Raw genomic sequence first — 24,699 nt, 5'->3', positions numbered from 1 at the left:
GAAAGCTGGCTGGCTGCGCGCTTTTCAGGAGCGAACTCTACCAAAAAAAACATCCGGCTGGCCGATCAACAAGCCAAGCAACTGATCGAGATCATAAGACGGCCTGCAGCAACCGACGAAGTGCGCACAGAACGCCGATGGGCGGTCGCCTTCCAGCCCTCGCATCCCGCTTCTTCCGGCGCCATGGTCATTCGCCTGCCATGCCTCGCCATTACCGTTGACTCGACCAGCGGATAATTGACAAATGCTGATCCAAGTCATTTCGGCGATTGCCATGCGTGCGCTTAATGAGACAGGACATCCGTAGGGAGCACGTAAAATGTCGGAATCAGCGCAAAAACTCCGCCTCAGTGCCCTGATTGCACTGGTGGTCGGTTCGATGATCGGCGGCGGTATCTTCTCGCTACCGCAGAACATGGCGGCCAGTGCGGGGGCCGGTGCGGTATTGATCGGCTGGGCGATCACCGGGATCGGCATGCTGACCCTTGCTTTCGTCTTTCAGACCCTGGCCAACCGCAAGCCGGAACTGGATACCGGCGTCTATGCCTATGCCAAGGCCGGATTCGGCGACTACATGGGCTTTTCCTCGGCCTGGGGCTACTGGATCAGCGCCTGGATCGGCAACGTCAGCTACCTGGTCCTGCTGTTCAGCACCCTGGGGCTGTTCTTCCCGGCCTTCGGCGAAGGCAACACCCCGGCCGCCATCATCTGCGCCTCGCTGCTGCTGTGGGGCATCCATTTCCTGGTACTCAACGGCATCAAGGAAGCGGCTTTCCTCAACCTGATCACCACCATCGCCAAGGTCGTGCCGCTGGTGCTGTTCATCGTGATTGCCGCCCTCGCCTTCAAGGTCGAAGTGTTCAGTGCCGACTTCTGGGGTGCGGGCAACCTCGAGCTGGGCAGCGTGATGGACCAGGTACGCGGCATGATGCTGGTCACCGTCTGGGTGTTCATCGGTATCGAGGGCGCCAACATCTATTCGGCACGCGCGCAGAATCGCCGTGATATCGGCAAGGCGACCGTCATCGGCTTCTACGCCGTACTGCTGCTTCTGGTGCTGGTGAACGTGCTGTCGATGGGCATCCTGAGCCAGCCGGAACTGGCCGCGCTGAAGAACCCCTCCATGGCCGGCGTGCTGGAGCACGTGGTCGGGCGCTGGGGCGCGCTGCTGATCAGCGTCGGGCTGGTCATCTCGCTGCTCGGCGGGTTGCTGGCATGGACGCTGCTCTGTGCCGAGATACTCTTCGCCGGGGCGCGCGACCACACCATGCCGACCTTCCTGCGCAAGGAAAACGCCAAGCAGGTCCCGAGCAACGCGCTGTGGTTGTCCAATGGCCTGATCCAGCTGATGCTGATCATCACCCTGTTCAACGACGCGACGTACCTCAACCTGCTGTACCTGGCCACCTCGATGATCCTGGTGCCGTACTTCTGGTCGGCCGCCTATGCGGTGCTGGTCAGCTGGCGTGGCGAAACCTACGAGAACGCCCCCGGCGAACGCCGCAAGGATCTGCTGATCGCGCTGGTCGCCCTGCTCTACGCCGCATGGCTGCTCTATGCCGGCGGCATCCAGTACCTGCTGCTGTCGGCCCTGCTCTATGCGCCTGGCGCGCTGTTTTTCGCCAAGGCCAAGCGCGAACTGGGCCAGCCAGTGTTCACCACGCTGGAGAAGCTCATCTTCGCCGGCGTGCTCGTGGGTGCGCTGATCGCGGCCTACGGCCTGCATGACGGCTTCCTGACCCTTTGACCCACCCTGGCCCCTCCGCGGGGCCAGCCCGTGCAAGGAGATTTCCGATGGCTACCCCAACCCAGCAACTCGGCGTGCACTCCGAGGTCGGCAAGCTGCGCAAGGTACTGGTCTGCTCACCGGGCCTGGCTCATCAACGGCTCACCCCGTCCAACTGCGACGAGTTGCTGTTCGACGACGTACTTTGGGTCAGTCAGGCCAAGCGCGATCACTTCGATTTCGTCACCAAGATGCGCGAACGTGGCGTCGAAGTGCTGGAAATGCACAACCTGCTCACCGACATCCTGCACGATGCCGAAGCGAAACGCTGGCTTCTCGACCGCAAGCTGACGCCCAACCTCATCGGCCTGGGCCTGCACGACGAAGTCCGCGCCTGGCTGCAGGAACTCGAACCGCGCCAGCTTGCCGAGCATCTCATCGGCGGCATCTCCGGCGACGACCTGCCCGGCACCCACAGCGGCGAGATCGTGCGGATGTTCCGCGACTACCTCGGCCACTCCAGTTTCATCCTGCCGCCGCTGCCGAATACGCTGTTCACCCGCGACACCACCTGCTGGATCTACGGTGGCGTGACGCTCAACCCCATGCACTGGACCGCGCGCCGCCAGGAAACGGTCCTGGCCGCCGCGATCTACAAGTTCCACCCCACCTTCGCCAACGCCGATTTCAAGGTCTGGTACGGCGACCCGGACCTGGACCATGGCCTCGCCACCCTGGAAGGCGGCGACGTCATGCCGATCGGCAACGGCGTGGTGCTGATCGGCATGGGCGAGCGCTCCTCGCGCCAGGCCATCGGCCAGCTGGCGCAATCGCTGTTCCAGCAGGGCGCGGCCGAGCGGGTGATCGTCGCCGGCCTGCCGGTCGGCCGTTCATCGATGCACCTGGATACGGTATTCAGCTTCTGCGACCGCGACCTGGTGACCATCTACCCCGAAGCGGTACAGGCCATCACCTCCTTCAGCCTGCGCCCGGACGAGAGCAAGCCCGGCGGCATCGACCTGCGCCGCGAGGAAAAGGGCTTTCTCGAGGTGGTCGCCGAGGCGCTCGGCATACAGCAGCTGCGCACGGTGCAGACCGGCGGTGACAGCTACGAGGCCGAGCGCGAACAATGGGACGACGGCAACAACGTGGTGGCGCTGGAGCCCGGCGTGGTGATCGGCTACGACCGCAACACCTACACCAACACCCTGCTGCGCAAGGCCGGCGTCGAGGTCATCACCATCGATGCCAGCGAACTGGGCCGCGGACGCGGCGGCGGCCACTGCATGACCTGCCCGATCGTCCGTGACCCCGTCGATTACTGAGGTAACCGCGATGGCCTTCAACCTGCACAACCGCAGCCTGCTCAGCCTGACCCACCACAGCGAGCGGGAGCTGCGCTACCTGCTCGACCTGTCCCAGGACCTCAAGCGCGCCAAGTACAGCGGAATCGAACATCAGCACCTCAAGGGCAAGAACATCGCGCTGATCTTCGAGAAGACCTCCACCCGCACCCGTTGCGCGTTCGAGGTGGCCGCCTACGACCAGGGCGCCAACGTCACCTATATCGATCCGGCCACCTCGCAGATCGGCCACAAGGAAACCATGAAGGACACCGCCCGCGTGCTCGGGCGCATGTACGATGCCATCGAATACCGTGGCTACAGCCAGCACGTCGTCGAGGAACTGGCGCAGTTTTCCGGCGTGCCGGTGTTCAACGGCCTGACCGACGAATACCACCCGACCCAGATGCTCGCCGACGTGCTGACCATGCGCGAGCACAGCGACAAGCCGCTGCACGAGAATAGCTACGCCTACGTCGGCGATGCCCGCAACAACATGGGCAATTCGCTGCTGCTGGTCGGCGCCAAGCTGGGCATGGACGTGCGGATCGGCGCGCCCAAGGCACTCTGGCCGAGCGCCGAGCACATCGCCGCCTGCCAGGCCTTCGCCGAGCAGTCCGGCGCCCGCCTGACGCTCACCGACGATCCGCGCGAAGCGGTGCGGGGCGTCGACTTCATTCACACCGACGTCTGGGTGTCGATGGGCGAGCCGGTCGAGGCCTGGGGCGAGCGCATCGGCCAGTTGTTGCCCTATCAGGTCAACGCCCGGTTGATGAAGGCCAGCGGCAACCCACGGGTGAAATTCATGCATTGCCTGCCGGCCTTTCACAACGCCGAGACCCGGATCGGCCAGGAGGTCGTTCGGCATCATCCACAGCTGGCCGGCGGCATCGAGGTCACCGACGAGGTGTTCGAATCGCCGGCCTGCATCGCCTTCGACCAGGCCGAGAACCGCATGCACACCATCAAGGCCGTGCTGGTGGCGACCCTCGGGGGAATCTGAAGCGGAGGCACAGCATGCGCATCGTCATAGCCCTGGGCGGCAACGCCCTGCTGCGTCGCGGCGAACCGCAGACCGCCGACAGACAGCGCGAGAACGTGCAGCTCGCCTGCCGCCAGATCGCGCTGGTAGCAGCCGGCAACCAGTTGGTGATCGCCCACGGCAACGGCCCGCAGGTCGGCCTGCTGGCCCTGCAGGGCGCCGCCTACGACCCGGACGGCGCCTACCCGCTGGATGTGCTCGGCGCGCAGACCGAGGGCATGATCGGCTACATGATCGAGCAGGAACTGGGCAACCTGCTGCCGGCCGAAACGCCCTTCGCCACCCTGCTGACCCAGGTCGAAGTGGATGCCGGCGACCCGGCCTTCGCCGCGCCGAGCAAACCCATCGGCCCGGTCTACAGCCATGAGGAGGCCCAACGCCTGGGCGCGGAAAAAGGCTGGAGCATGGCCGCCGACGGCGAGCATTTCCGCCGCGTGGTACCGAGCCCGCGGCCCCGGCGTATCTTCGAGATCCGCCCGGTGCAGTGGTTGCTGGAGCGCGGTTGCGTGGTGATCTGCGCAGGCGGAGGCGGCATTCCGACGGTCTACGACGAACAGCACAAGCTGCACGGCATCGAGGCGGTGATCGACAAGGACCTCTGCTCGGCACTGCTGGCCGAGGAGCTGCAGGCCGAGCTGCTGCTGATCGCCACCGACGTCGACGGCGCCTATGTGGATTGGGGCACGCCGGCACGGAAGGCCATCGCCCACGCCCATCCCGACGAACTGGAGCGACTACCCTTCGCCGCCGGCTCCATGGGGCCGAAGGTCCAGGCGGCCTGCGAGTTCGTCCGGCATACCGGCAAGGATGCGGTGATCGGGGCGCTGGCGGATATCGAGGCGATTGTCCGCGGTGCCGCGGGAACCCGCGTCAGCCTGGCCGGAGCGGGTCTCCGCTACCGCTGAGCAGGCGTTCGCCAGGGGCTGTTGCCGTTTCAGTTCTGCGCATAGCGCAGACCTTGGTGACCGTCAGCGCCGCACGCGGTCGTTGTCCAGCGGTGGTCGGGTCGGTGCGGGACGCGGTTGCGGCGGTTGCCGCTCGAGCCCGGGCAGTGTCGGCTGGCGCTCGTTGCCACGCGCCGGCGGCAGTGCAGGCAGCAAGGGTGGCTTGGCCGACGGCAAGGTGGTCGGGCGTGGTGGCCCCGGGTCGGTATAGGGGCGCGGCGTCGGCGTACCGGGCGCGCCGCTGCCCTCCTCCCTGGCCAGCGCCGTGGCCAGGGGGAACAGCAGGATGATCATGGCGATGCAGAGTCGCGTCATCTTCGTGCCCTCGGTGGCTTTGCCGACACTATAGCCGCCGTACATCGCTCACCGGGCACACACCGGACCTGTAGGAGCCGGCTTGCTGGCGATGCTGTCACCACCCATCGCCAGCAAGCTGGCTCCTACGGTGCTAAAGGTCACCTAGCCTCGGGACGGCGTACAACGCCGCCCCGGCGCCGCATCAGCCGGTAGGCCGCCGGAATCACGAACAATGACAGCAGCGGTGCGCTGAGCATGCCGCCGACCATCGGCGCGGCGATGCGGCTCATCACCTCGCTGCCGGTCCCGGCGCCCCAGAGGATGGGCAGCAGGCCGGCGACGATCACCGCCACGGTCATCGCCTTGGGCCGTACCCGTTGCACCGCGCCCTCGCGAATGGCCTCGCACAGCGCCGCCTCGCCATGTCCCCCGGCCTGCTGGCGCTCGGCCCAGGCATTCTTCAGGTAGAGCAGCATGATCACGCCGAACTCCGCGGCCACCCCGGCCAAGGCGATGAAGCCGACGCCGGTGGCCACCGACAGGTTGAAGCCCATCAGGTAAAGGAACCACACCCCGCCGGTGAGCGCGAACGGCAGCGTCAGCATGATCAGCAGCGCCTCGTCGAAGCGGCCGAAGGTCAGATAGAGCAGCACGAAGATGATCAGCAGCGTGGCCGGGACCACCAGCTTGAGCCGGGCATTGGCGCGTTCGAGGAATTCGAACTGGCCCGAATAGCTCAGGCTCATGCCCGGCAGCAACTCGACGTTGGCGCTGACCGCCTGGCGCAGATCGGCGACCACCGAGGCGATGTCGCGCCCGCGCACGTCGACATACACCCAGCCGGCCAGTCGCGCATTCTCGCTGCGCAGCATCGGCGGTCCGTCGCTGACCCGGACCCGCGCCACGCTGCCCAGCGTGATCTGCCCGCCCTGCGGCGTCAGGATCGGCAACTGTTCCAGCGCCTGCGGCGAGTCGCGCCATTCACGCGGATAGCGCACGCTGATCGGGTAGCGCGCCAGCCCCTCCACCGTTTCGCCGATGGCCTGGCCCCCGATGGCGCCGGCGACGATGGCCTGCACATCGGCGATATTCAACCCGTAGCGCGCGGCATCCTGGCGATCGATGTCGATGTCGATATAGCGCCCGCCCACCAGCCGTTCGGCCAGCGCCGAGCTGACGCCCGGTACGTCCTTGGCCACGGCCTCCACCTGCCGGCTGATGCGGTCGATCTCCTCCAGGCTGGCCCCGGCGATCTTCACCCCGATCGGGCTCTTGATCCCGGTGGCGAGCATGTCGATGCGGTTGCGGATCGGCGGAATCCAGATATTGGTCAGGCCCGGCACCTGCACTGCGCGGTCCAGTTCCTCGACCAGCCTTTCCGGGCTCATGCCCGCGCGCCACTGATCGCGCGGCTTGAAGCGGATGGTGGTCTCGAACATCTCCAGCGGCGCCGGATCGGTAGCCGAGTCGGCGCGCCCGGCCTTGCCGAACACCGTTTCGACTTCCGGCACCGTGCGGATCATGCGGTCGGTCTGCTGCAGCAGCTGCGCGGCCTTCTGCGCGGAAAGCCCCGGCAGTGCCGACGGCATGTAGAGCAGGTCGCCCTCGTCCATCGGCGGCAGGAATTCGCCACCCAGCCGGGAGATCGGCCACAGCGTGGTGGCGAGCAGCAGCAGCGCCACGGCGATGGTGGCTTGCGGATGCGCCAGCACCGCCTCCAGGGCCGGCCGGTAGAGGCGGATCAGTCCGTGATTGAGCGGGTTGCGCGCCTCGTCCGGCAGCCGGCCGCGAATCCAGTAGCCCATCAGCACCGGCACCAGGGTCACCGAGAGCCCGGCCGCCGCGGCCATGGCATAGGTCTTGGTGAAGGCCAGCGGGCCGAACAGGCGGCCCTCCTGCGCCTCGAGGGTGAACACCGGGATGAACGACAGGGTGATGATCAGCAGGCAGAAGAACAGTGCCGGCCCCACCTCCTGCGCCGCATCCGTCATCACCCGCCAGTGCTCCTCGCCCGCCAGCGCCCTGCCCGGGTTGGCGTGGCGCCAAGCCTCGGCCTTCTTGTGGGCGTTCTCGATCATCACCACCGCCGCATCGACCATGGCACCGATGGCGATGGCGATGCCGCCGAGCGACATGATGTTGGCGTTGATGCCCTGGTAGCGCATCACCGCGAAGGCGATCAGCACGCCGATCGGCAGCGAGACGATGGCCACCAGCGAGGAACGCAGGTGCCAGAGGAACAAGCCGCAGACCAGCGCGACGACGACGAACTCCTCCAGCAACTTGAAGCTGAGGTTCTCCACGGCGCGGTCGATCAGCTGGCTGCGATCGTAGGTGGTGACGATCTCGACGCCCGCCGGCAGGCTGGTCTTCAGCTCCTCCAGCTTGGCGTGCACGGCGGCAAGGGTCTCCCGCGCATTCTTGCCGCTGCGCAGGATCACCACGCCGCCGACGGTCTCCCCCTCGCCGTCGAGTTCAGCGATGCCGCGGCGCATCTCCGGGCCGAGCTGGAGGTGCGCGACGTCGCCCAGGGTCACCGGCACGCCGCCCGCGCTGAGCTGCAGCGGGATGCGGCGGAAGTCGTCGAGCGTCTGCAGGTAGCCGGAGGCACGCACCATGTACTCGGTTTCCGCCAGTTCGAGCACGGCGCCACCGGTTTCCTGGTTGGCCAGGCCGATGGCCGCGACCACCTGGGCCTGGGTCACGCCGAGGCTGGCCATCTTCAGCGGATCGAGCACGACCTGGTACTGCTTGACCATGCCACCGATGGTGGCGACCTCCGCCACGTTGGGCAGCGTGATCAACTCGTACTTGAGGAACCAGTCCTGCAGGCTGCGCAGTTGCGCCAGGTCATGCCTGCCGCTGCGATCGACCAGCGCGTACTGGTAGATCCAGCCGACGCCGGTGGCATCCGGGCCGAGCGCCGGCTTGGCACCGGCCGGCAGCCGGGCCTGCACCTGGCTGAGGTATTCCAGCACCCGCGAGCGCGCCCAGTACAGGTCGGTGCCGTCCTCGAACAGCACGTAGACGTAGCTGTCGCCGAAGAACGAATAACCGCGCACGGTCTTCGCCCCCGGCACCGAGAGCATGGTGGTGGTCAGCGGATAGGTCACCTGGTTCTCGACGATCTGCGGCGCCTGGCCCGGATACGGCGTGCGGATGATCACCTGCACGTCGGACAGGTCCGGCAGCGCATCGATCGGCGTGCTGCGCAGCGCCCAGACGCCCACGGCGGACAGCAGCAGGGTCGCCAGTAGCACCAGCAGCCGGTTCGTCACCGACCAGCGAATCAGCATGGCGATCATGGCTGCTGCTCCTCGACCTGCAGTTGCTCGACCAGCAGCCCGGCCCCCGTTTCGCGGACGGCGAAGCGCACCCGGTCGTCGACCTTGGCGCCGTGCAGCAGGTGCGGGTTGGCGACCGCGAAGCGCATGGTCATGCCGGGCATGCCCAGCGTCCTGAACGGCCCGTGGGCGATCTTCACGCTTTGCTCGGCGAGCTCGACGATGCGCCCTTCGGCCTCATGCAGCGCCGGCGCCAGCGCATGCTCGTGGGTCGGCTCGGCGGGCATCGGTTCGCCGGCCGGGGCCGCGGTGATGCCACGCAGGCTGGCTTCGGAGTCGATGAGGAACTGCCCCGAGGCGACCACCTGCTGGCCCTCCTCCAGGCCATCGAGGATTTCGGTCTGGCTACCGCTGTCGGCGCCGATCCGCACGTCCACCGGGCGATAACGGCCGCCGGCTTCGGCAAGCATCACCAGGGCGCGCTTGCCGGTACGGATGACCGCCTCGCTGGGTACCAGCAGCACGCGGCCTTCCTGGCGGTCGGTCAACTCCACCCGCGCCGTGAGCCCCGGCCGCAGGCGACCGTCGCCATTGGGCAGCTCCACCCTGACACGCAGGGTGCGGCTGGCTGCGCTGGCTTCGGGCAGTACCGCCGTGATCGTGCCCGGCACGGCCTCGCCGGCCAGTGCCGGCAGGTAGGCGGTCACCGCCTGGCCGCTGCGAATGGCCCCGGCCTGGGCCTCCGGCACCGCCACCTCGAGCCAGACGCTGTCCAGGCCGTTGAGCCGCGCCAGCGGCGCGCCGGCCGCGACGCTCATGCCCTGGCGCACATCGAGCGTCTGCAGCACACCGCCGATGGGCACGCGCACGGTCTGCTGCGCATTCACCCTGCCCGAGCGCTCCAGTTGGCGAATCGTCTCCGCCGGCATTCCGGCCAGGCGCAGGCGCTGCCGCGCTGCATCCAGCAGCGCGGGCTCGCCGATGCGCCGCACGGCGAGGAATTCTTCCTGCACGGCCACCCATTCCGGGATCAACAGGTCCACCAGCGGCGCCCCCGCCTCCAGCACGTCTCCCGGTGCCAACTGATAGACGCGCTCGACGAAACCGGCTGCCCGCGCCTGCACCAACGCCACGTCACGCGCGTTGAAATCGAGTACGCCGACCGCCTCGATGCGGCGGCTCAATTGGCCACGGCTGACGCTGGCCAGGCGCACGCCGAGGTTGCGGGTGACGGCCGCATCGATGCTGACCGCCGGCGTGCCCGACGAGCCTGCCTCGTCGGCGTAACGCGGCACCAATTCCATGTCCATGAAGGGTGATTTGCCCGGCTGGTCGAACTTCTGCTGCGGGACCATCGGGTCGTACCAGTACAGTACGCTCCGCTCGCCCTGGGCGGCAGCCGGCAAGTCCTGGGGCGCGGCCTGCGATTGCTGCGCCAGCCAGTAGCCGCCGCCCATCCCCAGTGCGGCCGTCAGGGCGACCAGTACGCTGGTTTTGAAGAAAGTCGGGTTCATCGTGCGTCTCCATAGGCGAAATACAGGCGGCTGGCAGCAATGGCCTGCAGGCCTTCGAGGTCGATCTGCTTGAGGCGGGTCTCGATCAGCTCGCGCCGCGCGCTCAACACCGCGTCCAGCTCGCCGGTACCGGCGCGATAGCCGGCCAGGGTCAGGTCGGCACGCTCCTGCGCCAACGGCAGGAACACCTCGCGATTGCGCGTCAGGGCGCGCTGCAGGCGTTCCAGCTCGGCCAGGTCGCTGCTCAGTTGTGCGGCGAACTGGCGCTCCAGGGCCTCGCGTTCGGCCTCCAGCTGGTTCAGCTCGGCATGTCGGGCGGCGATACGCGGGGTCTGCCGCGAACCTTGGAATACCGGCAAGTCGAAGCTGAACGTCAGGTTGACCATGTCGCCGAACTCGCGTCCGCGGCGCAGGTAGTCGACTTCCCAGCTCCAGTCCGGCCGCTTGTCGGCCGTGGCCTCACGGATGCGCGCCTGGGCCTGTTCGGTCCTCGGTGCGAAGGCCTGCAGCTGCGGATGGTTGTTCAACTGTCGCTGCAGCGCCTGGGTATCGAGCGGCCAGTTCGGCATGTCGCCCTCCAGCGGTTGCCGGGCAGCCTCGCCGATCCAGCGCGCCAGTGCCGCACGCGCCTGCTGGCGTTGCTGGCGCAGCTCGTCGGCGCGCTCGGCGAGTTGCGCCGCCTCCTGGCGCGGCACCACGCTCTCGGCGATCGTCCCACGGCCTCCGGCGATGCGTGCCTGCACCGCTTCGGCGAGCAGGCGGTTCTCTGCGTAGAGGGCGTCGAATGCCCGCAGCTTGCGCTCGATGGCATGGGTGGCGATCCAGGCCTGGGCCGTCGCCTGGCGCACGTTCAACCTCTCGACCTCGCGCTCGGCCGCGGCGCGCTCGATGCCGGCCCGGGCCACGTCGACACGGGCGCGACGCTTGTCGCGGTTGGGCATTTCCTGCATCAGCCCGACCATGCCCATGGTCATGCCGTCCTGATCCAGGCTCCAGCGGTTGGCACCTTCGATCGGCACGCTCTGCACGCCGAGCAGCAGTTTCGGGTCGGGCAGTTCGCCGGCCGGCACGGCGGCGCTGCGCGCGGCCTGCAGCTTGGCCGCTTCGGCTTGGAGTGAAGGTGCCTGCTGCTGGGCGACTTGCAAGGCGTCGTCGAAACTCAGCGCATTGGCGGCAGCCGGCAACAGCAGCACGCACACGGACAGGCCGGCCTGTGTGCGAAGTCTTCGCAACAATCGGGATCTCATGGTTCAGATTCCTCGGGTCCTGCGTGCCTGGCAGGCACGCGCGACATCCATCGCAAGGCGATGGACGGTTCGGTCAGGAAGAGGAATCAGGCGCGCGGTGGGCGCCAGACATCGGCGCAGTTGCGCGCAGGAATGAATTCGGAATGAAAGGTGGTCAGGCTAGGCGATGCCACGCCGGCATCGGCCTGGGGGATATCGACCAGCAACAGGCAGCCGACCTTGCACTGGTGGCCGCTCTTGCACAGCGGGTTGCCGTCGTGATCTTGCGTGTCGTGCTGTCCATGCTCCGCGTGGTCCATGTGCAGCGCGGCCTGATCCAGGTCGCTCATCGGCAGGGAACACGGCTGTGCGGCCAGCTCGGCGCCCGCCATCCCTTTGACGGGAAGCACGAGGCTGATCAGCAACAGGAAGCACAGCAGCAAGCGGGTTTTCATGGCAGGCAGTTTAATCGTGGGTGAGTAGCCGAATACTTGATCGAGATCGGGTTCAGGCCTGTTGCGCAGCGGTTTTTTCGCCGAGCAGGTGGCTCAGCGCCGAGCGCATCTTACCGGCCTTGACCGGTTTGTTCAGCACCGGCACGCCGAAGCCCTGCAATTGCTTACGGCACTGGTCGCTGCGGTCGGCGGTGATCATGACCACCGGGATCGCCTGGCCGAAGCGCACCCGCAACGACTGCGCCACCTCCCAGCCGGTCGTGCCACGGTCGAGATGGTAATCGGCCAGGATCAGCTCCGGGGCGCGCCCCTGCAACGCTTCCAGCGCGGCAGCCTCGTCGGTCGCCGTCAGCACCTCGCAGCCCCACTGGCCAAGCAGCGCCGCCATGCTGTGCAGGATGCTCAGTTCGTTGTCGACTACCAGCAGGCGCCGGCCGGGCAACGGGTCGCCCAACTGCGGCTTGCTCACCAGCACCTCGCCGCCGCCACGGGGCAGCCCCTCGGCGAGCGGCACCTCGATGCTGAACACCGAGCCGCGTCCGGGCTGCGAACGTACCTGGATGCGGTAATCGAGCATGTTGGCGATGCGCTCGACGATCGCCAGGCCCAGCCCGACTCCGCGCCGCTCGGCCGCGCGTTCGACGTTGAGCTGGTTGAATTCGAGGAAGATCGATTGCAGCTGATCGGCGGCGATGCCGCGCCCGGTGTCCCAGACCTCGATGCGCAGCGAGTCGCCGCGCCGGCGCGCGCCGAGCAGTACCCGGCCGCGGTCGGTGTAGCGGCAGGCGTTGCTGAGGAAATTGCGCAGGATGCGCGTCAGCAGGCGGAAATCGCTGCGGATCGCGCACTGCGGGATGTAATGCGCCAGCTGCAGGCCGGCCGCCGCAGCGACCGGCTGGAACTCGGAGACCAGTGGCAGCAACACCTCGTCGAGGCGATAGCTGTCGACGTCCGGCTTGATCGCGCTCTGGTCCAGCTTGGAAATATCCAGCAGGTCGGTGAGCAGGTCTTCGGCGCCCTCCAGCGCCTGGTGGGCCCGCTCCACCAGATTGAGCTCTTCGCTCGGCAATGCCCGCTCGCGCAGGGTCGAGATCAGCAGGCGCGCGGCATTGAGCGGCTGCAGCAGGTCATGGCTGGCCGCCGCCAGATACTTGTCCTTGCTCAGATTGGCCGCTTCGGCGGCGTCACGGGCATCGCGCAGCTCGCAGGTACGCTCGGCGACCCGTTGCTCGAGCTGCTCATTGAGCTGCAGCAGCCGCAGCTGGGCCAGCTTGCGCTCGGTGATGTCGGCGACGAAGCCTTCCACCAAGCCGTCCTCGTCGGGCTTGAGCAGCAGGTTCATCACCACATCGATGGCACTGCCATCCTTGCGCCGCAAGCGTGTCTCGTAGCCGAACAGGCCGAGCCGGGTGCTCAGCGTGTGGCGTATCCGCCGCAGCTCCTCCTCGCCGCCGATGAACAGATGATGGGACAGGTCGGTCAGCCCCCATAGCGCCTCTTCCGGGCTGTCATAGCCGAGCATGCGTGCCAGCGCCGGGTTGGCCGCGCGAATGCCTTCCTGCAGGCTGGCCTGGAAGATGCCGTGCACGGCATGCTCGAACAGCCATTTGTAGCGGTTGCGTTCGGCCTCCAGTTCTTCCAGGCGCGCCAGCAGCTCCGGGTAGTGGCTCTTGCGCGCCGAGTGGCTGCCGAAGCCGAGCAGCTGGGTCAGCGCCTGCTGCTGCTCGTCAGAGGGCTTCGGCATAGACGACCTCGACATCCTTCTGCGTCGACGAGCGGGGATTGGTCAGGATGCAGGGGTCCTGCATCGCATGCTGCGAGAGGAATGGGATGTCCGAGAGGTTGACGCCATGCAGGCCGAGGGTTTCCTTGAAGCCGATGGCCTGCTTGAGGTCGATCAGGTGCTGCACCAGCCGCTCGCGAACCTGCCGGTGGTTCAGGCCGCGGCTGTCGATGCCGAGGGTTTCGGCGACGATCTTGTAGCGCTCCGGCGCGGCATCGTAGTTGAACGCCACCACATGCTCGACCAATACCGCGTTGCATACCCCGTGAGGCAGGTCGAGATAGCCGCCGAGGCTGTGGGACATGGCGTGCACGGCGCCAAGAATCGCGTTGGAAAACGCCAGGCCGGCCTGCATGCTGCCGAGCATGATCTGCTCGCGCAGCGCGATATCCGCCGGATTGGCGATCATCTGCACCAGATTGCCGTTGATCAGCCGCATGGCCTCCAGCGCATGCGGGTCGGTCAGCGGCCCGTGGCCGGTGGAGACGAACGCCTCGATGGCATGTACCAGCGCATCGATGCCGGTACAGGCGGACAGGAAGGTATCCATGCTCAGCGTGGTTTCCGGATCGATCAGCGAGACGTCCGGCACGGCCGCCTTGCTGACGATGGAGAACTTCATCCGCTCGTCCTGGTTGGAGATGATCACGAACTGCGAGACATCCGCCGAGGTGCCGGCCGTGGTGGGAATCAGGATCAGCGGCGGGCTGGGCACGCGCAGGGTGTCCACCCCTTCGAATTCGATGATGTGGCGGCCGTGGGCGGCGACGATGCCGATGCCCTTGGCGCAGTCCATCGGGCTGCCGCCACCGACCGCGACGATCACGTTGCAGCCTTCGCTGCGATAGCGCTCGGCGCCGAGCATCACCTCTTCGCAGCGCGGGTTGGGCGACACCTCGGTGAACAGGCAGTGCTCGATGTTCTGCCGTTCGAGGCTGGCCTGCACGTCCGCCACCCAGCCGGCGGCGACCACGCCGGGGTCGGAAACCACCAGGACCTTGCGCGCGCCGAAATTGCTGGCGCAGGTGCCGACGCTGTGGCGACAGCCGGCACCGAAGATGATTTCCGGGGAAACGAATTTACGCTGGAGGCTGATATTCGGGCTCATCACTGCGGCCTTTTTATTTTTTGTAACAACCGCACAAGCCTACTGCATTGCTCGGGTAAAGCAATGCACCGAACGGAGGGTGCCCGCCGTATGAGCGGGCACCGCGTCACAGCAAGCGCTGGTAGAAACGCCACTCGCGCTCCAGTGCATCGGCCAGGTTGCACGCCTCGCGAAAACCGTGGCGCTCCTGCGGATAGCACTGGTATTCCACGGCGACGCCACGCCGGCGCAGCGCCGCCACCATCGCTTCGGTCTGTTCGGGCAGCACCACCGCATCCTGGCCACCCTGGAAGAAGATCACCGGCGTGTCGATCCACTCGGCGTTGTGCAACGGCGCCCGCTCGCGAAAGCGCTGCGGCACCTGTTGCGGATCGCCGATCAGCCAGTCGAGGTAGTCGCCCTCGAACTTGTGGGTGCCCCGCCGTAGCGCCAGCGGGTCGCTGACCCCGTACAGGCTGGCGCCGCCGCGGAACAGCTCGCTCGCCGCCAGCGCGCAAAGCGCGGTGAAACCTCCCGCGCTGGAGCCACGGACGAATACCCGCGCCGGATCGATCAGCCCCTGGGCGGCGAGCGCCCGCGCGGCCTGGCAGACGTCCTGCACATCCACCACGCCCCATTGCCCGCGCAGGCGCTGCCGATAGGCACGGCCGAAGCCGCTACTGCCGCGGTAGTTGACGTCGGCCACGGCGAAACCGCGCTGGGTCCAGAACTGGATGCGCGGATCGAATACCGGGTAGCAGGCCGAGGTCGGCCCGCCATGGGCGAACACCACCAGCGGCGGCAACGCGTCGGGCCGGCCGTGGCACTCGGCGTTGCGCGGCGGGTAGAAGAAGGCATGTGCCGTCCCCCCCTCGCCGGTCGCGAAGCGCAGGGGCTGCGGACGCGATAGTTGCTCGGGCGCGAGCGGCGCCGCGCCACCCGCGAGGATGCGCACGGCCCCACTGGCCCGCTCGATGGCCAGCACCGCCGGGGTCCGTTCCGGCGAACCGGCGATGCAGAAGACGAAGCGATCATTCACCGCCAACTGGCGGCAGCGCGAATAATCCACGGCCAGCTGCCGCGGGCTGCCGGCCGGCCCATGTTCGAAGAGGTATCCGAAGCCGTCCAGCATGTGGGTCAGCAACAGCCCGCCCCCATCCAGTGGCAGATAGCTGGTGGTCCCCAGTTGCCAGGGTGCCGGTGCGCAGTCGAACTGCGCCGCCCCGCCCCCGGCCAGCCCATGCGGGACCAGCCGGCCCTGCGCCTCGTACCAGGGCTGCCAGCCGCCGTGACGGTCGCTCAGGCAGTACAGCCGGCCATCCGCGGCGAAACGGGGCTGCTGCAGGGCTTCGCCACCCGCCTCGCCCGCCAGGCAGCGGCCGGCGCTCCAGCGCCCGTCCGGCAGGCGCTGGCTCAGGCACAGGCGGGTCGCGGTCCAGGGCTGTTCGGGGCGGCTCCATTCGATCCAGGCCAGCCGCTCGCCGTCGGGGCTGAGCGCCGGCGAGGCGTAGAAATCGGCGCCGGCCGCGATCACTCGGCGCGCCCCGTCGCCCCGGGCGATGCTCACCAGGCGATGCACGACGCCTTCGCCACCGCGTGCCTCTTCCAGCGCGACGATGGCATCGGCGCGGCGGTCGTACTGCAGGTCGCCGTAGCGGCAATCGGCTCGCCGGGTCAACGCGAGCGGTTGCGCTGGCACAGAGCTTTCCGGCTCGCCGAGATCCTGCAGGTAGATTTGCTGGTCCGCCTCGTTGACGAACGCCACGTCCTGCCCGGCCAGGCAGAAGGCGCCGCCGCCGTATTCGTAGACGCGGCTACGCAGCGAGAAGCCCGCTGGCGTCAGGCAGGTCGCCGCCCCGCCCCGCCACTGCCATAGCGTGCAGCGCGCGTCGGCCGGCTCGTAGGCGAGCCAGAACAGGCCGTCCGCTCCGGCGCGCAGCTCGGCGAAATCCCGGCTGGCCGCGGCTGCGGCGGCGGCGCTCCAGGCGCTGGGCCAGAAGCCGTAGGGACGGCAGGTAGTCATGGCAGGCGGCCTCACGCCTTGAGGATCAGCCGGGAGGCCTTCTCGTTGCGGTACTGCAGCTGATCGAGACCCAGCGCGCCGTGCTCCGCCTGTTCGCGGGCGGCGAGTATCCTGCCGTGTTGCGGCGACTTGCTGCAGACCGGGTCGGCATTCGCCGCATCGCCGGTGAGCATGAAGGCCTGGCAGCGGCAGCCGCCGAAATCCCGCTCCTTTTCGTCGCAGCTGCGGCAGGGCTCGGGCATCCAGTCGTAGCCGCGGAAGCGGTTGAAGCCGAACGAATGTCGCCAGATGTGCTCGATACTGTGCTCGCGCACGTTGGGAAATTGCACCGGCAGCTGGCGCGCGCTGTGGCAGGGCAAGGCGGTGCCGTCCGGGGTGATGTCGAGGAACAGGTTGCCCCAGCCGTTCATGCAGGCCTTCGGGCGCTCCTCATAGTAGTCGGGGGTGACGAAGATCAGCTTGCAGGGGTGGTTCTGGGCGGCGAGCTTCTCGCGCCATTCGTTGGTGATCCGCTCGGCGCGTACCAATTGTTCCTTGCTCGGCAGCAGGCCGGCGCGGTTGAGCTCCGCCCAGCCATAGAACTGGCAGGTGGCGAGCTCGACGAAATCGGCCTCCAGTTCCACGCACAGCTGGATGATCCGCTCGATGTTGTCGATGTTGTGCCGGTGGGTGACGAAGTTGAGCACCATCGGGTAGCCGTGCCGCTTCACCGCGCGGGCCATCTCGAGCTTCTGGGCGAAGGCCTTCTTCGAACCGGCCAGCAGGTTGTTCACCTCCTCGTCGGCGGCCTGGAAGCTGATCTGGATGTGGTCGAGCCCGGCCGCGGCGAAGCTGGCGATCTTCGCCTCGCTGAGGCCGATGCCGGAGGTGATCAGGTTGGTGTAGTAGCCCAGCCCGCGCGAGGCGCGGATCAGCTCCGTCAGGTCCTGGCGCACCAGCGGCTCGCCGCCGGAGAAGCCGAGCTGCGCCGCGCCCATTTCGCGGGCCTGGCGGAACACCTCGATCCACTCGGCGGTGCTCAGCTCCTCATGGCTGCGGGCGAAATCCAGTGGGTTGGAGCAGTACGGGCACTGCAGCGGGCAGCGATAGGTCAGCTCGGCCAGCAGCCACAGCGGCGGGCCGGGCTCGTGGCCGGGTTTAGCGAAGCTCGATCCAGAACCGTTCAACGGCCACCTCCAGGAACGCCAGGATGTCTTCCTCGATGCCCTCGGCCTCGGGGAAATGCGCCTGCAACTCGGCGACGATGCCGCCGACGGTACGCGCGCCATCCACCCGCTTGAGGATCTCGCTGGCGCTGTCGTTGAGCTTGATCATGCCTTCCGGGTAGAGCAGCACGTGGCCGTCCTGCGCCGGCTCGAACTGGAAGCGGTAGCCGCGGCGGAAGGTCGGGACTTTCAGCAGGATGTTCTCGTTCATATCGGCTCACTCGCCAAAGGCCGAGGTGCGACGGCCGTAGGGTGGCAAACAAGGGTGGAAAAGACCTGCGGTCGTTTTCCACCCTACGCGCTTCGCCGTGCTCACAGCGCGATGCCCCGGTGCCAGACCCGCTCGCGGGTAACGGTGTGATACGGCGGGCGGTCCAGTTCGTAGGCCATGCTCATGGCGTCGAGCATGCTCCACAATACGTCGAGTTTGAACTGCAGGATCTCCAGCATGCGCTCCTGGGCCTCGCGGGTGCGGTAATGCTCCAGGGTGATGCGCAGGCCGTGCTCGACGTCGCGGCGGGCTTCCTTGAGCCGCTTGCGGAAGTAGTCGTAGCCGGAGGCGTCGATCCACGGGTAGTGCTGCGGCCAGGCGTCCAGGCGCGACTGGTGGATGGTCGGCGCGAAGAGTTCGGTCAGCGAGCTGCTGGCCGCCTCCTGCCAACTGGCGCGGCGGGCGAAGTTGACGTAGGCGTCCACGGCGAAGCGCACGCCCGGCAGCACCAGTTCCTGCGACAGCACCTGCTCGCGCTCCAGTCCCACCGCTTCGGCCAGCCGCAGCCAGGCCTCGATACCGCCCTCCTCGCCAGGCGCCCCGTCGTGGTCGATGATGCGCTGTATCCACTCGCGACGGGTGGCGCGGTCCGGGCAGTTGGCCATGATCGCCGCGTCCTTCACCGGAATGCAGACCTGGTAATAGAAGCGGTTGGCCACCCAGCCCTGAATCTGCTCGCGCGTCGCCTGCCCGGCATACATCGCACGATGAAAGGGATGATGGATGTGGTAGTACTCGCCCTTGGCACGCAGTGCCTGTTCGAATTCGGCGGGGGACATGGCTGGCAGGTTCATCAGGGCTTCCTATGCGGGTGTCCGGCCGATCGGCGCATCAGGCGCACCCTCGGCTCTGTCGTGATGCGGCGCGCTGCGGCTAACTACAGCTCGATGCTCATGCCGTCGAAGGACACTTCGATGGCGTGCTCGTCCAGGATCGCGCGCTCGGGCGAGTCCTCGTCGAGGATCGGGTTGGTGTTGTTGATGTGGATGAGGATCTTGCGGGCTGCCGGCAGCGCGTCGAGCACCTCGATCATGCCGCCCGGGCCGCTCTGCGGCAGGTGGCCCATCGCGCTGCCGAGCTTGCTGCCCACCTCGCGCACGAGCATCTCGTCGTCACGCCACAGCGTGCCATCCACCAGCAGGCAATCGGCCTCGCGCATGGTCTCGAACAGCTCGGGGCTGAGCTGGCCCAGCCCCGGCGCGTAGAACAGCTTGCCGCCGCTGCGCAGGTCCTCGATCAGCAGGCCGATGTTGTCGCCCGGATGCGGATCGTGCCGGTGCGGCGAATACGGCGGCGCGGAACTGCGCAGCGGGATCGGCGTGATAGCCAGGTTCGGGCAGCAGGGAACCGCGAAGCGACCGTCCAGGGCGATGGGGTTCCACTGCAGCCCGCCATTCCAGTGCTCGAGCATGTTGAACAGCGGAAAGCCGCTGGTCAGGTCCTGGTGCACCATCTCGGTACACCAGACCTGGTGTGGGCAGCCTTCGCGCAGCGTCAGCAAGCCGGTGGTGTGGTCGATCTGGCTGTCCAGCAGGATGATCGCGCCAATCGCCGTATCACGCGGCGCACGGGCCGGCTGCAGCCTGGGAAAGGCCTCCAGCTGGGCGCGGATGTCCGGCGAGGCGTTGCACAGGATCCAGTTCGCGCCGTCGTCGCTGACGGCAATGGAGGACTGGGTGCGCGGCCGGGCGTTCAGGGTGCCGGCCCGCAGCCCGGCGCAATTGGCGCAGTTGCAGTTCCACTGCGGAAAACCACCGCCCGCGGCGGAGCCGAGAATCTGGATGAACATGGACGACCCCCAAAATGCGAGCCCCGGCCGGAGCCGGGGCTGATTCGATCAACGGTTAGCGAAGTACATGGTGACTTCGAAGCCAATACGCAGGTCGGTGAAAGCGGGTTTGGTCCACATGGGTCGATCCTCTTGTTATAGGGCGCCGGAAGATTCCGACAGCCCAATTAAGCCCCCTGATCCGCCTTGAGCAGAATGGTACTTTGGAAGGAGACAGCGCCGTGCCTTGGTAGTGCCCGATGGGGCACTCGATCCATTACAGCACGTTGGTTGCCAGTTGCCAGGCGAGACTGCATCAGCGGCATCGCACGCCCTTGCGTTGGCGGAACCGGAGTAGCCATACGACGGTGACGGCCGGTCGCCCGGAACACATAAAAAAGTTCTTCGCATTTCATGGGGACATGGTTGTTTGACACCGGACTGGCAAGATTGGGTGTGTTGAATGAAAGTTTTGCTTTCATGGGGCGTTTAGCGAGTTGCTTGAGAGATTGGTTTCGCCCTGCTGGGCGACTCACTTTTTTCAGTCGCGAAAAAAGTAAGCAAAAACGCTTGCCCCTGCATCCGGCCCTGCGCTTCGCGCAGGGTTCGTTCGCTCCATCGCCGCTCCAGGGGCACGCCGCGAAGGGACGTCCCTGTCCCTTCGCGTCTCTCGCGGCGTCCATGCCGCTCAACCCCCTACGCAACGATTCCGCTCACCCTCCTGAAGGGGCGTTGGGCGTCGCCTGATAGTTCGTGCATTGAGCAAAAAGCAACGATCTTCCAGGCGACTCGGACCCCGTTCCCGTCAGGAGGCTCGCGCAGGGGGATAGGCCCATGGTTAGTTTTTCGACGAGCAACGAGATACGGAGCGTAGCGGAGAACAGCCGCAGGCTGGCCCGAAGGGCGAGCGAAGCGAGTCAAGTGACTCGGCCGGGGGGCCGAAACCAGAAGTGTCAGCACACTCGGTAAGCGCCCTGATCACCGAGGCGCAAGCCCAAACCAAATGGTGGCAACACCCAAACTTGCCAGTCCGGTGTCAATCCTTGCTTCCCCAAGAAAGCACGATGAACCTAAAAAAACGCGGCCGAAGCCGCGTTGCGATGGACCCGTCCGTCCGGGAAGGGGGATACAGCTGAAGCGGAACAGGTCCCGCACAATGAAGTGCGCAGCAAATGAACCGGCACGCGGGAGCACGCGTGCCGGGGCCCTCATCAGAAGAAGCCGAGCGGATTGACGTCGTAGCTGACCAGCAGGTTCTTGGTCTGCTGGTAGTGGTCGAGCATCATCTTGTGGGTCTCGCGACCGACGCCAGACTTCTTGTAGCCACCGAATGCGGCATGCGCCGGATACAGGTGGTAGCAGTTGGTCCACACCCGGCCGGCCTTGATGCCGCGGCCCATGCGGTAGGCGCGGTTGATGTCGCGGGTCCAGACACCGGCGCCGAGGCCGAATTCGGTGTCGTTGGCGATGGCCAGCGCCTCGGCCTCGTCCTTGAAGGTGGTGACGCCGACCACCGGCCCGAAGATTTCCTCCTGGAACACGCGCATCTGGTTGTGCCCCTTGAGCAGGGTCGGCTGGATGTAGTAACCGCTGGCCAGGCCGCCCTCGAGTTTTTCCGCGGCGCCGCCGGTGAGCACCTGGGCGCCCTCCTGCTGGGCGATGTCCAGGTAGGAGAGGATCTTGTCGAACTGCTGCTCGGACGCCTGGGCGCCAACCATGGTGTCGGTATCCAGCGGGTTGCCGCGCTTGATCTGCTTGACCTTCTTCATCACCTCGTTCATGAACGGTTCGAAGATCGATTCCTGGATCAGCGCGCGCGACGGGCAGGTGCACACCTCGCCCTGGTTGAAGAACGCCAGCACCAGGCCTTCGGCAGCCTTCTCGATGAAGGCCGGCTCGGCCTGCATGATGTCCTCGAAGAAGATGTTCGGGCTCTTGCCTCCCAGCTCCACGGTGCTGGGGATGATGTTCTCGGCCGCACAGCGCATGATGTGCGCGCCCACCGGGGTGGAGCCGGTGAAGGCGATCTTGGCGATGCGGGTGCTGGTGGCCAGCGCCTGGCCCGCTTCCTTGCCGAAGCCCTGGACGATGTTCAGCACACCCGGCGGCAGCAGGTCGCCGATCACCTCGGCGAAGACCATGATCGACAGCGGCGTCTGCTCGGCGGGCTTGAGCACCACGCAGTTGCCGGCCGCCAGGGCCGGAGCCAGCTTCCAGGCGGCCATCAGCAGCGGGAAGTTCCACGGGATGATCTGCCCGACCACGCCCAGCGGCTCGTGGAAGTGGTAGGCGGCGGTGTGTTCGTTGATCTCGGCGGCGCTGCCTTCCTGGGCGCGGATGCAGCCGGCGAAGTAGCGGAAGTGGTCGGCGGCCAGCGGCACGTCGGCGTTCAGCGTCTCGCGCACGGCCTTGCCGTTGTCCCAGGTTTCGGCGACGGCGAGCTTTTCCAGGTTGGCTTCGATGCGATCGGCGATCTTCAGCAGGATGTTGGCGCGATCCTGCACCGAGGTGCGGCCCCAGGCATCGGCTGCGGCATGGGCGGCGTCCAGGGCCTTCTCGACGTCTTCGGCGCCCGAACGCGGAAACTCGGCGATCACTTCGCCGTTGAGCGGCGAGGTGTTGACGAAATACTCGCCTTTGACCGGCGGTACGAATTCACCACCGATGTAGTTGCCGTAGCGTGGCTTGAAGGAAACGACGGCGCCTGCGGTACCGGGTTGGGCGTAGATCATGATGGGCCTCTCTTTCTCTGCTTGTCAGAGCCTGCGTCGGAACGTGCGCAGGGCATGGACCGATCTTAGGCAGTGCCCTCCGGCCTCCGGTATGCACCCATGGCAGCGGAGGACTCCTCATTTGGTAGTAGATGCCAACGGCGCTGGGCGCGGCGTCGAGGTGCCGCCAGGCCCGGCGGCGGAGACGTTTTCCATGTGAAAAAACGAGCCAGTTTAGGCCGTTCCGGACACGCGGAAATGACCATGGACAAGGGTGTTGCAGGGCAATGCAAATATTTCTCCGACGCCGAAAAAACACGACCAAATACCCGGAAAACCGCTGCGAAAGTCCTATTAGTCGCCCCTGCGAAGCGCCTTAGCTTCGAACTGCGACAACGCTTCCCCTGAACCCACCCTTGCTTAAGGAGATACGCCATGCAGTGGATCGATCCGCAGTTCTGCGACCTGCGTCTGGGCTTCGAAGTCACCGCGTACGTCTACGTACGCTGAGCCCCCGGCCGGCGTGGCGCCCCGCCGCCACGCCGGTCGAGCGAGGAATTGCATATGACAACGACACACATATCGCCAGCCAGCTGCTATGAAATCCGCCCGCCCTTCCTGTTTCGCTGGGAGGCGTCGCAACAGGCCCATGTGCTGCTCTACCCCGAAGGCATCGTCAAGCTGAACGCCACCGGCGGCGAAATACTGCAGCGCTGCGACGGCCAGACCAGCGTCGCCGAGCTGATCGAGCAACTGAGCCGCGTCTACCACGCATCCGCTGACGGCGCGATCCGTGCCAGCGTCCTGAATTTCCTGGAGGTGTCCCATGCCAAGGGCTGGATCCGCGCCAAGGCTTGATGGCCATGGCAACCCGGTCTGGTTGCTGCTGGAGCTGACCTATCAGTGCCCGCTGCAGTGCGTGTTCTGCAGCAACCCACGCAACTTCGCCGATTACCGCCAGGACGAGCTGAGCACCGCCGAGTGGATCGACGTGATGGCCCAGGCGCGCGCCATGGGCGCGATGCAGATCGGCTTCTCCGGCGGCGAGCCGACCCTGCGCAAGGACCTCGAGACGCTGGTCGCCGAAGCCGACCGCATGGGCTACTACACCAACCTGATCACCTCCGGCATCGGTTTGACCGAAGCCCGCCTGCGCGCCCTGAAGGCCGCCGGGCTGCGGCACATCCAGCTCGGCTTCCAGTCCACCGACCGCGGCGTGGCGCGCCAGCTCGCCGGCGTCGATGCCTGGAAGCGCAAGCTCGGCATGGCGCGGCTGATCAAGGCCATGGACTTCCCCATGGTGCTCAACGTGCCGATCACCCGGCAGAACATCGGCCAGGTGCCGGAGATCATCGCGTTCGCCGTCGAGCTGGGCATCGAGTACGTCGAGCTGGCCAACGTGCAGTACTACAACTGGGCGCTGCTCAACCGTGACCAGCTGATGCCGACCCACGCCGAGCTGCAGCGCGCCGAGGCCGCGGTGCGCAAGGCCCGCGAGCGCTACGGCGACCGCCTGACCATCTTCTTCGTCATCCCCGACTATTACGAGGGCCGACCCAAGGCCTGCATGAACGGCTGGGGCGCCATCCACGTGACCATCGCGCCCAACGGCAACGTGCTGCCCTGCTCGCAGGCCAGCAACTTCAAGGACCTCACCTTCCCCAACGTGCGCCAGCAGCGGCTGGAACGGATCTGGCACGACTCGCCGGTGTTCGACCTCTACCGCGGCGACGCCTGGATGCCCGAGCCCTGCCGCAGCTGCGACGAGAAGGAAAAGGATTTCGGTGGCTGCCGCTGCCAGGCGCTGCTGCTGACCGGCAACGGTGCCAATACCGATCCGGCGTGCAGCAAGTCGCCGCATCACCAGCTGATCCGCCAGGCCGTCGAACTGGCGCAGGATGCGACGCGGCCACAAGGCCAGCTGATCGCCCGCCATGCCAGCCCGGGGGTGGACCTTGAAACTGCCCCATGACTCCTTCGCCGGCACCATCGGCGCCGGCGTCGCCCTGACGCTCGGCTG

The 24,699-nt window shown here is 66.8% G+C and carries 22 protein-coding genes; 7 read left to right on the top strand and 15 right to left on the bottom strand.

Annotated elements, in window-relative coordinates:
* Positions 1 to 24: 24 nt before the first annotated feature.
* Positions 25 to 276: a hypothetical protein gene (locus tag CXK94_RS22300; protein ID WP_146032316.1), complete on the bottom strand. Its 252-nt coding sequence runs from the start codon at positions 274 to 276 to the stop codon at positions 25 to 27.
* Positions 277 to 319: 43 nt separating this feature from the next.
* Between CXK94_RS22300 and arcD the strand changes: the two genes are divergently transcribed.
* Genes arcD through arcC form a run of 4 tightly spaced genes read left to right on the top strand, consistent with a single transcriptional unit; the run spans position 320 to position 5,016 of the window.
* Complete coding sequence (arcD, locus tag CXK94_RS17385; protein WP_102895278.1) at positions 320 to 1,747, top strand: arginine-ornithine antiporter; 1,428 nt, start codon at positions 320 to 322, stop codon at positions 1,745 to 1,747.
* Between the two features lie 47 nt (positions 1,748 to 1,794).
* On the top strand, positions 1,795 to 3,051 hold the full coding sequence (gene arcA, locus CXK94_RS17380) for an arginine deiminase (protein ID WP_014853078.1): 1,257 nt from the start codon (positions 1,795 to 1,797) through the stop codon (positions 3,049 to 3,051).
* A gap of 10 nt (positions 3,052 to 3,061) precedes the next feature.
* Positions 3,062 to 4,072, top strand: a complete 1,011-nt coding sequence (locus CXK94_RS17375) for an ornithine carbamoyltransferase (RefSeq protein WP_102895277.1) — start codon at positions 3,062 to 3,064, stop codon at positions 4,070 to 4,072.
* Between the two features lie 14 nt (positions 4,073 to 4,086).
* Positions 4,087 to 5,016 carry a carbamate kinase gene (arcC, locus tag CXK94_RS17370; protein WP_102895276.1) on the top strand — a complete coding sequence of 310 codons (930 nt, stop codon included), beginning with the start codon at positions 4,087 to 4,089 and terminating at the stop codon, positions 5,014 to 5,016.
* Between the two features lie 63 nt (positions 5,017 to 5,079).
* On the opposite strand, the gene CXK94_RS17365 is transcribed toward arcC, so the two are convergent.
* The 14 genes from CXK94_RS17365 to exaC all read right to left on the bottom strand — a co-directional run bounded on the left by CXK94_RS17365 (position 5,080) and on the right by exaC (position 22,700).
* Complete coding sequence (locus CXK94_RS17365) at positions 5,080 to 5,370, bottom strand: hypothetical protein (RefSeq protein ID WP_146032315.1); 291 nt, start codon at positions 5,368 to 5,370, stop codon at positions 5,080 to 5,082.
* A gap of 140 nt (positions 5,371 to 5,510) precedes the next feature.
* Positions 5,511 to 8,657 (bottom strand): efflux RND transporter permease subunit, encoded by a 3,147-nt coding sequence (locus tag CXK94_RS17360; protein ID WP_102895274.1) that lies wholly within the window; start codon positions 8,655 to 8,657, stop codon positions 5,511 to 5,513.
* Positions 8,654 to 10,150, bottom strand: a complete 1,497-nt coding sequence (locus CXK94_RS17355; RefSeq protein WP_102895273.1) for an efflux RND transporter periplasmic adaptor subunit — start codon at positions 10,148 to 10,150, stop codon at positions 8,654 to 8,656. Before CXK94_RS17355 ends, CXK94_RS17360 begins: the two co-directional genes overlap by 4 nt.
* Positions 10,147 to 11,397: a TolC family protein gene (locus CXK94_RS17350; RefSeq protein ID WP_102895272.1), complete on the bottom strand. Its 1,251-nt coding sequence runs from the start codon at positions 11,395 to 11,397 to the stop codon at positions 10,147 to 10,149. Before CXK94_RS17350 ends, CXK94_RS17355 begins: the two co-directional genes overlap by 4 nt.
* Positions 11,398 to 11,483: 86 nt before the next feature.
* Positions 11,484 to 11,831 (bottom strand): hypothetical protein, encoded by a 348-nt coding sequence (locus CXK94_RS17345; protein ID WP_102895271.1) that lies wholly within the window; start codon positions 11,829 to 11,831, stop codon positions 11,484 to 11,486.
* Positions 11,832 to 11,883: 52 nt separating this feature from the next.
* The gene (locus CXK94_RS17340; RefSeq protein WP_102895270.1) at positions 11,884 to 13,575 is read right to left on the bottom strand and encodes a hybrid sensor histidine kinase/response regulator; all 1,692 of its coding nucleotides are present in this window, start codon (positions 13,573 to 13,575) and stop codon (positions 11,884 to 11,886) included.
* Positions 13,559 to 14,722, bottom strand: a complete 1,164-nt coding sequence (gene ercA / locus CXK94_RS17335) for an alcohol dehydrogenase-like regulatory protein ErcA (protein ID WP_102895269.1) — start codon at positions 14,720 to 14,722, stop codon at positions 13,559 to 13,561. Before ercA ends, CXK94_RS17340 begins: the two co-directional genes overlap by 17 nt.
* Positions 14,723 to 14,828: 106 nt before the next feature.
* On the bottom strand, positions 14,829 to 16,724 hold the full coding sequence (locus tag CXK94_RS17330; RefSeq protein WP_102895268.1) for a S9 family peptidase: 1,896 nt from the start codon (positions 16,722 to 16,724) through the stop codon (positions 14,829 to 14,831).
* 11 nt (positions 16,725 to 16,735) lie between these two features.
* Complete coding sequence (pqqE, locus tag CXK94_RS17325; protein ID WP_102895267.1) at positions 16,736 to 17,890, bottom strand: pyrroloquinoline quinone biosynthesis protein PqqE; 1,155 nt, start codon at positions 17,888 to 17,890, stop codon at positions 16,736 to 16,738.
* Positions 17,862 to 18,140: a pyrroloquinoline quinone biosynthesis peptide chaperone PqqD gene (gene pqqD / locus CXK94_RS17320; RefSeq protein ID WP_102895266.1), complete on the bottom strand. Its 279-nt coding sequence runs from the start codon at positions 18,138 to 18,140 to the stop codon at positions 17,862 to 17,864. Before pqqD (CXK94_RS17320) ends, pqqE (CXK94_RS17325) begins: the two co-directional genes overlap by 29 nt.
* A 101-nt stretch (positions 18,141 to 18,241) precedes the next feature.
* A complete protein-coding gene (pqqC, locus tag CXK94_RS17315) occupies positions 18,242 to 18,994 on the bottom strand; it encodes a pyrroloquinoline-quinone synthase PqqC (RefSeq protein ID WP_102895265.1) in 753 nt (250 codons plus the stop codon).
* Positions 18,995 to 19,077: 83 nt separating this feature from the next.
* Positions 19,078 to 19,989, bottom strand: a complete 912-nt coding sequence (gene pqqB / locus CXK94_RS17310) for a pyrroloquinoline quinone biosynthesis protein PqqB (RefSeq protein ID WP_102895264.1) — start codon at positions 19,987 to 19,989, stop codon at positions 19,078 to 19,080.
* A gap of 48 nt (positions 19,990 to 20,037) precedes the next feature.
* Complete coding sequence (pqqA, locus tag CXK94_RS17305) at positions 20,038 to 20,109, bottom strand: pyrroloquinoline quinone precursor peptide PqqA (protein WP_003253598.1); 72 nt, start codon at positions 20,107 to 20,109, stop codon at positions 20,038 to 20,040.
* Between the two features lie 1,070 nt (positions 20,110 to 21,179).
* Positions 21,180 to 22,700: an acetaldehyde dehydrogenase ExaC gene (exaC, locus tag CXK94_RS17300; RefSeq protein ID WP_102895263.1), complete on the bottom strand. Its 1,521-nt coding sequence runs from the start codon at positions 22,698 to 22,700 to the stop codon at positions 21,180 to 21,182.
* Positions 22,701 to 23,114: 414 nt separating this feature from the next.
* Between exaC and pqqA (CXK94_RS22845) the strand changes: the two genes are divergently transcribed.
* The 3 genes from pqqA (CXK94_RS22845) to pqqE (CXK94_RS17285) are packed head-to-tail and all read left to right on the top strand — an operon-like array spanning position 23,115 to position 24,651.
* Positions 23,115 to 23,189 carry a pyrroloquinoline quinone precursor peptide PqqA gene (pqqA, locus tag CXK94_RS22845; protein WP_102895324.1) on the top strand — a complete coding sequence of 25 codons (75 nt, stop codon included), beginning with the start codon at positions 23,115 to 23,117 and terminating at the stop codon, positions 23,187 to 23,189.
* 54 nt (positions 23,190 to 23,243) lie between these two features.
* Positions 23,244 to 23,537, top strand: coding sequence for a pyrroloquinoline quinone biosynthesis peptide chaperone PqqD (gene pqqD / locus CXK94_RS17290; protein WP_037040071.1), 294 nt, complete (start codon positions 23,244 to 23,246; stop codon positions 23,535 to 23,537).
* A complete protein-coding gene (pqqE, locus tag CXK94_RS17285; RefSeq protein ID WP_102895262.1) occupies positions 23,506 to 24,651 on the top strand; it encodes a pyrroloquinoline quinone biosynthesis protein PqqE in 1,146 nt (381 codons plus the stop codon). The genes pqqD (CXK94_RS17290) and pqqE (CXK94_RS17285) overlap by 32 nt, the downstream gene beginning before the upstream one ends.
* Positions 24,652 to 24,699: the final 48 nt, after the last annotated feature.

This window comes from Stutzerimonas stutzeri, assembly GCF_002890915.1.
Taxonomy (GTDB): domain Bacteria; phylum Pseudomonadota; class Gammaproteobacteria; order Pseudomonadales; family Pseudomonadaceae; genus Stutzerimonas; species Stutzerimonas stutzeri_AF.
Note: the sequence above shows the minus strand (reverse complement) of the source record. Positions and strands in the feature narration are given on the sequence as shown.

Excerpts from the sequence above, each read along its gene's own strand:
- CXK94_RS22300 (WP_146032316.1), bottom strand. The coding sequence starts at position 276 with ATGGCAATCGCCGAAATGACTTGGATCAGCATTTGTCAATTATCCGCT.
- arcD (WP_102895278.1), top strand. The coding sequence starts at position 320 with ATGTCGGAATCAGCGCAAAAACTCCGCCTCAGTGCCCTGATTGCACTG.
- arcA (WP_014853078.1), top strand. The coding sequence starts at position 1,795 with ATGGCTACCCCAACCCAGCAACTCGGCGTGCACTCCGAGGTCGGCAAG.
- CXK94_RS17375 (WP_102895277.1), top strand. The coding sequence starts at position 3,062 with ATGGCCTTCAACCTGCACAACCGCAGCCTGCTCAGCCTGACCCACCAC.
- arcC (WP_102895276.1), top strand. The coding sequence starts at position 4,087 with ATGCGCATCGTCATAGCCCTGGGCGGCAACGCCCTGCTGCGTCGCGGC.
- CXK94_RS17365 (WP_146032315.1), bottom strand. The coding sequence starts at position 5,370 with ATGACGCGACTCTGCATCGCCATGATCATCCTGCTGTTCCCCCTGGCC.
- CXK94_RS17360 (WP_102895274.1), bottom strand. The coding sequence starts at position 8,657 with ATGATCGCCATGCTGATTCGCTGGTCGGTGACGAACCGGCTGCTGGTG.
- CXK94_RS17355 (WP_102895273.1), bottom strand. The coding sequence starts at position 10,150 with ATGAACCCGACTTTCTTCAAAACCAGCGTACTGGTCGCCCTGACGGCC.
- CXK94_RS17350 (WP_102895272.1), bottom strand. The coding sequence starts at position 11,397 with ATGAGATCCCGATTGTTGCGAAGACTTCGCACACAGGCCGGCCTGTCC.
- CXK94_RS17345 (WP_102895271.1), bottom strand. The coding sequence starts at position 11,831 with ATGAAAACCCGCTTGCTGCTGTGCTTCCTGTTGCTGATCAGCCTCGTG.
- CXK94_RS17340 (WP_102895270.1), bottom strand. The coding sequence starts at position 13,575 with ATGCCGAAGCCCTCTGACGAGCAGCAGCAGGCGCTGACCCAGCTGCTC.
- ercA (WP_102895269.1), bottom strand. The coding sequence starts at position 14,722 with ATGAGCCCGAATATCAGCCTCCAGCGTAAATTCGTTTCCCCGGAAATC.
- CXK94_RS17330 (WP_102895268.1), bottom strand. The coding sequence starts at position 16,724 with ATGACTACCTGCCGTCCCTACGGCTTCTGGCCCAGCGCCTGGAGCGCC.
- pqqD (WP_102895266.1), bottom strand. The coding sequence starts at position 18,140 with ATGAACGAGAACATCCTGCTGAAAGTCCCGACCTTCCGCCGCGGCTAC.
- pqqC (WP_102895265.1), bottom strand. The coding sequence starts at position 18,994 with ATGAACCTGCCAGCCATGTCCCCCGCCGAATTCGAACAGGCACTGCGT.
- pqqB (WP_102895264.1), bottom strand. The coding sequence starts at position 19,989 with ATGTTCATCCAGATTCTCGGCTCCGCCGCGGGCGGTGGTTTTCCGCAG.
- exaC (WP_102895263.1), bottom strand. The coding sequence starts at position 22,700 with ATGATCTACGCCCAACCCGGTACCGCAGGCGCCGTCGTTTCCTTCAAG.
- pqqD (WP_037040071.1), top strand. The coding sequence starts at position 23,244 with ATGACAACGACACACATATCGCCAGCCAGCTGCTATGAAATCCGCCCG.
- pqqE (WP_102895262.1), top strand. The coding sequence starts at position 23,506 with ATGCCAAGGGCTGGATCCGCGCCAAGGCTTGATGGCCATGGCAACCCG.